Source organism: Paenibacillus sp. sgz302148 (assembly GCF_056120465.1).
Genome location: NZ_JBVYOJ010000049.1, coordinates 1 through 7,143, shown reverse-complemented (window position 1 = coordinate 7,143; position 7,143 = coordinate 1). Strand labels below are relative to the sequence as shown.

Here is a 7,143-nt window from a genome sequence, read left to right as displayed (position 1 = left end):
AAGAAGTATCTCGATATGAAAGAGTACTACGATTGGCGAAAGACCCAAAATCCAAAAGTACCTGTGTAATCCTAAACGAGGATTTTACACACAATATTGGACTTGACCCCTCACGCGGGGATAAAGTGAGAAATAGATGCACTTTTGCAGGTATGCTCGGCGTGACGGCTTAACTGCGAGTAATAGATGCACTTTTGCAGGTATGATCAGCACGTCGGCTCAACTGAGAGTAATAGATGCACTTTTGCAAGTATGCTCGGCGCGACGGCTTAACTGCGAGTAATAGATGCACTTTTGCAGATATGATCAGCACATCGTCTCCACAGCGGCCAATAGATGCACTTTTGCAGGTATGATCAGCACGTCGGCTCAACTGCGAGAAATAGATGCACTTTTGCAGGTATGCTCGGCGCGACAGCTTAACTGTTAGTAATAGATGCACTTTTGCAGATATGATCAGCACATCGGCTCAACAGCGGCCAATGATGTGCAATTGCAATTTTATTGCAGCCGCCGGCCTCGTTGAAGCCGGCCCCTTTGATCCGATCGACCGGCCGCCGAAACCGCCTCTGCAAGCGCCCTTTCGTCAAATCAACAGATTGAACAATACCGGATCCTTGTTCAGCTCCACGTACCGGATTCCCTTCTTCTCCATGCGTGCGATCAGCGGCTCGTAATCTTCCTTGCTCTTCAGCTCGATGCCGACAAGCGCCGGACCGTTGTCCTTGTTGTGCTTCTTCGTATATTCGAATCGCGTGATGTCGTCGTTCGGGCCCAGCACGTCGTCTAGAAATTCCCGTAGAGCCCCGGCGCGCTGCGGAAAGTTGACGGTAAAATAATGCTTCAGCCCTTCGTAGATGAGCGACCGCTCCTTGATCTCCTGCATCCGGTCGATGTCGTTGTTGCCGCCGCTTACGATGCAGACGACATTTTTGCCGCGGATTTCTTCCCGTCGGAATTCGAGCGCCGCAATGGCCAAAGCGCCCGCCGGCTCGGCAACGATCGCATTTTCGTTGTACAGCTCAAGAATCGTCGTGCACGCCTTGCCCTCCGGAACAAGCACGATATCGTCAAGCATGTCTCGGCAGATGTCGTAGGTTAGCTGCCCGACCCGCTTCACAGCTGCGCCGTCGACAAATTTGTCGATGTTGTCCAGCGCAACGACCTCCCGCCGATCAATCGACTGGGACATGGACGGCGCGCCTTCCGGCTCGACGCCGATCACCTTGGTCGAAGGGCTGATCGCTTTGACGTAAGTGCCTACGCCGGATACAAGCCCGCCGCCGCCGATCGTGACGAACACATAATCCGCCGGAACGTCGAGGCTCTCCATGATTTCCAGCCCGACCGTCCCGTTGCCGGCAATAATTTTGGCATCGTCGAACGGGTGAATGAACGTCATATTGTCCCGCTCGCAGGCTTTGATCGCTTCGTCATACGCATCGTCGAACGTGTCGCCGACAAGAATGACATCGACGTTCGAGCCGCCGAACAGCTTCACTTGCGTAATCTTCTGCCGCGGCGTCGTGCTTGGCATGAAGATTTTGCCGTGGATGTTAAGCGCATTGCAGGAATACGCTACCCCTTGGGCATGATTGCCCGCGCTCGCGCAAACGATACCGTTCTGCAGTTGCTCCGCAGACAGCGTACGGATCAAGTGGTACGCGCCGCGGATTTTGAACGAACGGACGACTTGCAAATCCTCGCGTTTCAGGTAAACGTTGCAGTCGTATTTGGCCGACAAATTTTTGTCGTACTGCAGCGGCGTTTTCGTTATGACTTCCTTCAGCACATGGTGCGCGNGCAAATCCTCGCGTTTCAGGTAAACGTTGCAGTCGTATTTGGCCGACAAATTTTTGTCGTACTGCAGCGGCGTTTTCGTTATGACTTCCTTCAGCACATGGTGCGCGAACATGATATCTTCCATCCGGACGCCTTGGCGGTCGCTTGTTGTGTTCATACGTAGTCACTCTCCCATTCATTTTGGCCCAGAAAATAAAAAAAGCCCCGCCCCTGCTAGGGACGAGACTGAACTCGCGTTACCACCCACATTCCGTCACATGCAAATCGAAGCATGAAAACGACGGCACTCATCAACGTACAAACATACGCGTTCCTTGTAACGGCGGACACCCGACAAAGCTTACTGACCTGCTTCGGCTTTGCTTCTCGGAGATGATTTTCGGTTATGCGGCGAACACCGGCTTTCAGCAGCTGCCGGCTCTCTGGGGATCGCGCTTCACAACGTACTCGTTCTCGTCAACGAATTTACGTTCATCATAATTAGCTCTATTATGATCTTCTCACAATCGAAAGTCAACTGCTAATTGATGCAAGCGTATGCCAGGATCGCCTACCCTCCCAGCGAACGATGCAGCTCCGCCGTTTTGGCCCGAGGCTCCTTGGATATAAGCCCGATCGCCAGCAAGACGCACAACATCCCGATCAGATGCGACCAACGAAACGATTCTCCCAGCACGATATACGATAATACGACGGCGCTGACAGGCAGCATCCCTGTCATCACTCCCGCCGCGCTGGCGGACACTTTGGCGAGCCCCCGAAAAGAAAGAATAAAAGCGATGACCGTTACAAAAACGGCGTTATACGCAATAAGCGTCCAATCCAGCGGCGACGCCGAGGCAAACGGGAAAGACACGGCTTCAACAATCGCAAACGGCAAAAAAAGCAGCACGCCGAACACGCACATCATCATCGAGTTCGCAATCGGCGTAATCCGTCCCGCCAGTGCTTTGCCGAATATGAAATAACAAGCTTCGCCTACGACGGCGCCGAACACCAAGGTGTTCCCAAGCAGCGGATTACTCCCTGGAGCTGCGGCCGAACCGCCATGCCCCGCGTTGATGACCATCGCGCCGAGCATGGTCAGCACGATGCCGGCTATTTTGTAACGATTCAGCTTTTCCCTTAGAAAAAGAAATGAAACGATACCGATTACGGCCGGAATCATGCTCGTAATGATGCCGCTGTCGGCGGCAGTCGTCCATTGCAGCCCGTACAGCATAAAAATATTAAACAAAAAAATGCCGGCGAACGCCTGCAAAAACAAAAACAACACATCGCGGCGCGTTAGCGACAGCTTCTTTTCCTTCCATAGGAATAAAGGCACCATCAAACCAAGCGCGATCAGAAAGCGAAATTCCGACGCCAAAAAAACGGGAAACCCGGCGACCAGCAGTTTTCCTGCTACGACCGAGCTCCCTACGATTGTCATCGAAGCCGCTATTTGCAAATAAGCCATTCGTTTTCCGTTCATATCCACCATCCGTAATTCCCCCATTCAAGGGGCAACCTGTAAACACGAAATCAAGTATATCACAGCTGCGGGGTGGATGAACGCCATTTTTAAAGCCTAATTTTGAAAATTTTTAGATTCTTACATCGCCGGACATATAATCGAACGATCCTTCAAAAGCCGGGAATTCCTCCTCGCCTCTATTGGGGGCTTCATCATCATCGTCGCGGTTGGCTAAAGCTGCGTGAGCCGAATGAGCATAGTCCTCGCTCCAGTCCTCATTGACGATATGCGCCGGAATCGGAATCGCATCCAGTCCGTACGCATTCGTAAGCGAGCCCGCCGGCGCGATGCCGGATTCCTCGACAAGCGTCCCGCCATGGGCCTGGGCAATTTCGAGCGCTGAAGCGAGATTGTTATGGTCGACGTGAATATGTACTTGGCAAGGTGTTTCATCCGTATGCAGGACCGGCTCATAACCGAGCTCCTGCAGCGTATCGAATGCAAGACCGGCGGACTTCACGTCCGTGAAACGAAACAAAATCGCGGATGTTGGCATCATCATTCCTCCAGCTTTCATAACATGAAATGCTTCGTTCAGTATGCCCCGCAAACCGGATTTCATGAATATTCCACAGGTGATTTGCGTTTGGACCATAACGCAAGTATATTGACGAAGCCGTATAAAATTCCGTAACCGACCGGCAGCATGAGCAGAGCTCCCCACCAGCCGTAAGTGCTCCATCCTACGATGGCGCTCCAGATTATAAAGCTCGGCAGCATGATGATCAGCTTCGTCTTGCTCGCGGCATACAGCAGATCGATGGGCTTCCATCGAAACAGCTCCACGAATCCTGCCGTTTCCACATCGCGCCAGAATATGTTCAGCCAAGCTCCAAACGGAATAAGCAGCAGGCCCAATGCAATCCATTTCAGGACGAGTGGTGCGGCAAATATCGCATACGTGCCCGCCACCGTATATTGCAGCACCATTCGAACTTGCTTCCACTGGCGGATGAACGATTTGACCGCAAACTCGGTTAAGCCGTTAACCGCCGTTTTTTTGCGGAATAGATGCCCGGAGCTACGGAACAGCAATGGCCGCTTGCGCCGGATCAAAGGCGGCTTTTCTGCAAAATCGCCAAGCAGCATCGCTGTTATTTTCATTTTGCCGACGCCTTCGTTATGAAGCTCCTGTTCGAAGCTGCTTCGCATCTTTAAACGCAGTCGGATCGCGAAGCCCAGCAGCAGTGTCAGGACAAAACAGCTTCCCACCTGAAGCAGCGGGGTGCTCCAAAACGCCATCTGAATTCCGATATTGGCGATGCCGCCTAGGACGAACGTTGCGATCGACAGCAAAACCTTTCTCCACGAACGGAAGCGTAAAGTCAGCATATTCCTTGCAAGAGATATCAACATCTTGAACAGCGCCGTTAAGATGAAAATTCCCGTCAACTGGACAACGTCCAGCTTGTAAGCTCCAACAAGTAAAGGCAGTAGAATCACGGCCGTAAGTAGAGTAAACAAGGCTTGTCCGATGAAGGAGTACCCTATCCCGCATGATCGAATCGTATGAATCCACAGCGGCTTCTGCCGCAGAAACAGCTGGTCGCCTTCCTCAAGAAATACTCGAATCGTACCCAAGCTTGCGAATAAGTAGAGCAGGACGAATAGGACAGGCAGCGGAACAACTTGCATCCAGCCCGGCACCTCGCGCCACAACGTTGCGTAATAACCGCCCGCGAACAGCAGCCCCGGTACGATAAAATACAGCATGACCGTCCAATCTATCGCGCTGCGCCACGCTTTGTATTGGTACGTCCATTCCTGGCGGAGCCGGCGATAAAATAATTGGCGCGGCGTCATCGCTTTCCCCCCCTCATGTTAATCGATGGAAGCAATCGAATAATGAAGCGCCCGGCAGCCCGCTCTGCTCTCGAATTTGCTCCAGCGTTCCTTGGGCAACGACCTTCCCCCCGTCGATCAGGAGAAACGAATCGCATATTTTTTCGGCGGTATCGAGAACATGCGTCGACATTAGCACTGCCGCTCCCCGATCGCGTTCCGCATTCAGCAGGTCGAGGAACTGCTTCGTCGCTTTCGGGTCTAGCCCGATGAACGGTTCGTCGACGATATAAATGTCCGGCTGGAGCAAAAATCCGATCATCAGCATCATTTTTTGCCGCATCCCTTTGGAAAACGAAGACGGCAAATGATGCTTCACTTCGGCCATGCGAAACTGCTCCAGCAGCTTGTCCGCACGCGCGGCGAAGTCGGCGCGGTCCATTTCGTATGCAGCCGCGGCAAGCTCGAGATGCTCCCATAACGTCATCGAATCGTAAACGATCGGCTGCTCGGGAATGTATGCATAAGTTCCTCTTGGCCCGTGGAACGTTATTTCGCCCTTCACGTGGGACAGCAGGCCGATCACCGCTTTGACCGTCGTGCTTTTGCCCGCCCCGTTCGGCCCGATCAATCCGATCCATTGCCCTGCTTCGACTTCGAAGCCGATGTCGTGAATGATCGGCTGATGTTCGTCGTACCCCGCTTCCCGAATTTGTACCCGTAAAGCTTCCATGGACTTCCCTCCAATCAGACGCAAACACAATCATATCGCAATATCCATTATACGCGCTTGGTCCATGTGCAGTTTCGCATGAACTCCGCTTAAGCAGCTTGCTAAGGAGGAAGAGGGGCATCGCTACGGATGGCCGCATTGACGAAGCGGATGTCAGTTGCCACAACTACTCGCAAAATGGCACTAGCTTGCTTGGCAAAACAGCGGCTCGCTTTGGCAGTAGAGCTGCTGCTTGGACAGTGGCTTGCTGGTAGTTGCCGCTTGGCTGTGGCTGCTTGCTTGGCTGTGGCTGCTTGGCTGGCTTCGCATTCGTTCAGAAATTTTTGGCTGAATTTCAGCAAAATATTTCTGAAAATCTCATGAATTACGAGGTTCAAGATGACGTACAATAGTTTGTGTACCAAGATCTGGAGTCTTCTAGAAAGCAAAAAAGTAGGGTATTCTCGGGATTGCGAAGTCACCAAGAAAGGAACCCTACTCATGGCAACTATAACAGAAAACATGCTCTCAGACCTAATAGAAAATGTTGTGAGCGCCGTCGTAAAAGAAAAGCTCGAGCTCATTATGAAAGAAGAGATCCGAAACTTTTTAGAAGTCGAGCAAGAAGGTGTCCGCAATAGCCGCAATGGCTACTACACGCGCACACTGGGCACGCGGATCGGGAAGATCGACGACCTCCAAGTGCCTCGAGACCGTAACGGTGACTTTCAAACCCAGTTGTTTGACCCCTATCAGCGCCGTGAAGGATGGCTGGAAGAGGCTGTGATCCACATGTATAAGGGTGGCATGGGCACTCGGGATATTGCTAGTTTCATCGAAGGTATGTTTGGAACCCAGTATTCGCCTACCACGGTCAGCAACATTACCAGCACGGTTCTTGAAGACATTGAGCAATGGCACCAACGTCCGCTGCGCAAGCGTTACGCTGTTATTTATCTGGATGGACTTTACGTAAAGCTCAAACGTAGCACGGTCGCCGGGGAAGCCGTCTATTTTGCTATGGGGATCAGTGAGGATGGCTACCGGGACATTCTCGGCTTCTACATCGGTGGTCAAGAGAGCTCTAATGGCTGGCGTGACGTGCTTATAGACCTGCAGCGACGCGGCGCAACCGATGTCTTGTTAGGCGTCTTTGACGGTTTACCTGGACTGGAAGAGGCGTTTCGTGAGGCTTATCCAAAAGCAGACGTGCAGCACTGTGTCGTCCATAAGATGCGTAACACCTTCCCTAAGATTCGCGTACAAGACAAGAACGAATTCATAAACGATCTCAAAACCATCTACAACGCATTAGACCGTAACCTTGCTA

At 52.1% G+C, this 7,143-nt stretch carries 7 protein-coding genes and 1 other annotated feature; of the genes, 1 reads left to right on the top strand and 6 read right to left on the bottom strand.

What is annotated here, in order from left to right; translation table 11 throughout:
- Positions 1 to 586 precede the first annotated feature (586 nt).
- From ilvA to AC0LWM_RS32245, 6 genes are all read right to left on the bottom strand, one after another.
- Positions 587 to 1,852 carry a threonine ammonia-lyase IlvA gene (ilvA, locus tag AC0LWM_RS32270; RefSeq protein WP_474679151.1) on the bottom strand — a complete coding sequence of 422 codons (1,266 nt, stop codon included), beginning with the start codon at positions 1,850 to 1,852 and terminating at the stop codon, positions 587 to 589.
- Positions 1,853 to 2,015: 163 nt separating this feature from the next.
- Positions 2,016 to 2,272, bottom strand: a binding site (T-box leader).
- A gap of 81 nt (positions 2,273 to 2,353) precedes the next feature.
- Complete coding sequence (locus tag AC0LWM_RS32265) at positions 2,354 to 3,301, bottom strand: DMT family transporter (RefSeq protein ID WP_474679150.1); 948 nt, start codon at positions 3,299 to 3,301, stop codon at positions 2,354 to 2,356.
- A gap of 88 nt (positions 3,302 to 3,389) precedes the next feature.
- The gene (locus tag AC0LWM_RS32260; protein ID WP_474679149.1) at positions 3,390 to 3,815 is read right to left on the bottom strand and encodes a DNA/RNA helicase; all 426 of its coding nucleotides are present in this window, start codon (positions 3,813 to 3,815) and stop codon (positions 3,390 to 3,392) included.
- Positions 3,816 to 3,877: 62 nt separating this feature from the next.
- Entirely contained in the window at positions 3,878 to 5,122 is a 1,245-nt protein-coding gene (locus AC0LWM_RS32255; RefSeq protein WP_474679148.1) for an ABC transporter permease, read from the bottom strand.
- A 13-nt stretch (positions 5,123 to 5,135) separates the two neighbouring features.
- The gene (locus tag AC0LWM_RS32250) at positions 5,136 to 5,834 is read right to left on the bottom strand and encodes an ABC transporter ATP-binding protein (protein WP_474679147.1); all 699 of its coding nucleotides are present in this window, start codon (positions 5,832 to 5,834) and stop codon (positions 5,136 to 5,138) included.
- A 101-nt stretch (positions 5,835 to 5,935) separates the two neighbouring features.
- Positions 5,936 to 6,238: a hypothetical protein gene (locus AC0LWM_RS32245; RefSeq protein ID WP_474679146.1), complete on the bottom strand. Its 303-nt coding sequence runs from the start codon at positions 6,236 to 6,238 to the stop codon at positions 5,936 to 5,938.
- Positions 6,239 to 6,314: 76 nt separating this feature from the next.
- Here AC0LWM_RS32245 and AC0LWM_RS32240 point away from each other — a divergent pair.
- The coding region (locus AC0LWM_RS32240) for an IS256 family transposase (protein ID WP_474679145.1) at positions 6,315 to 7,143 on the top strand (829 nt) is incomplete at its 3' end.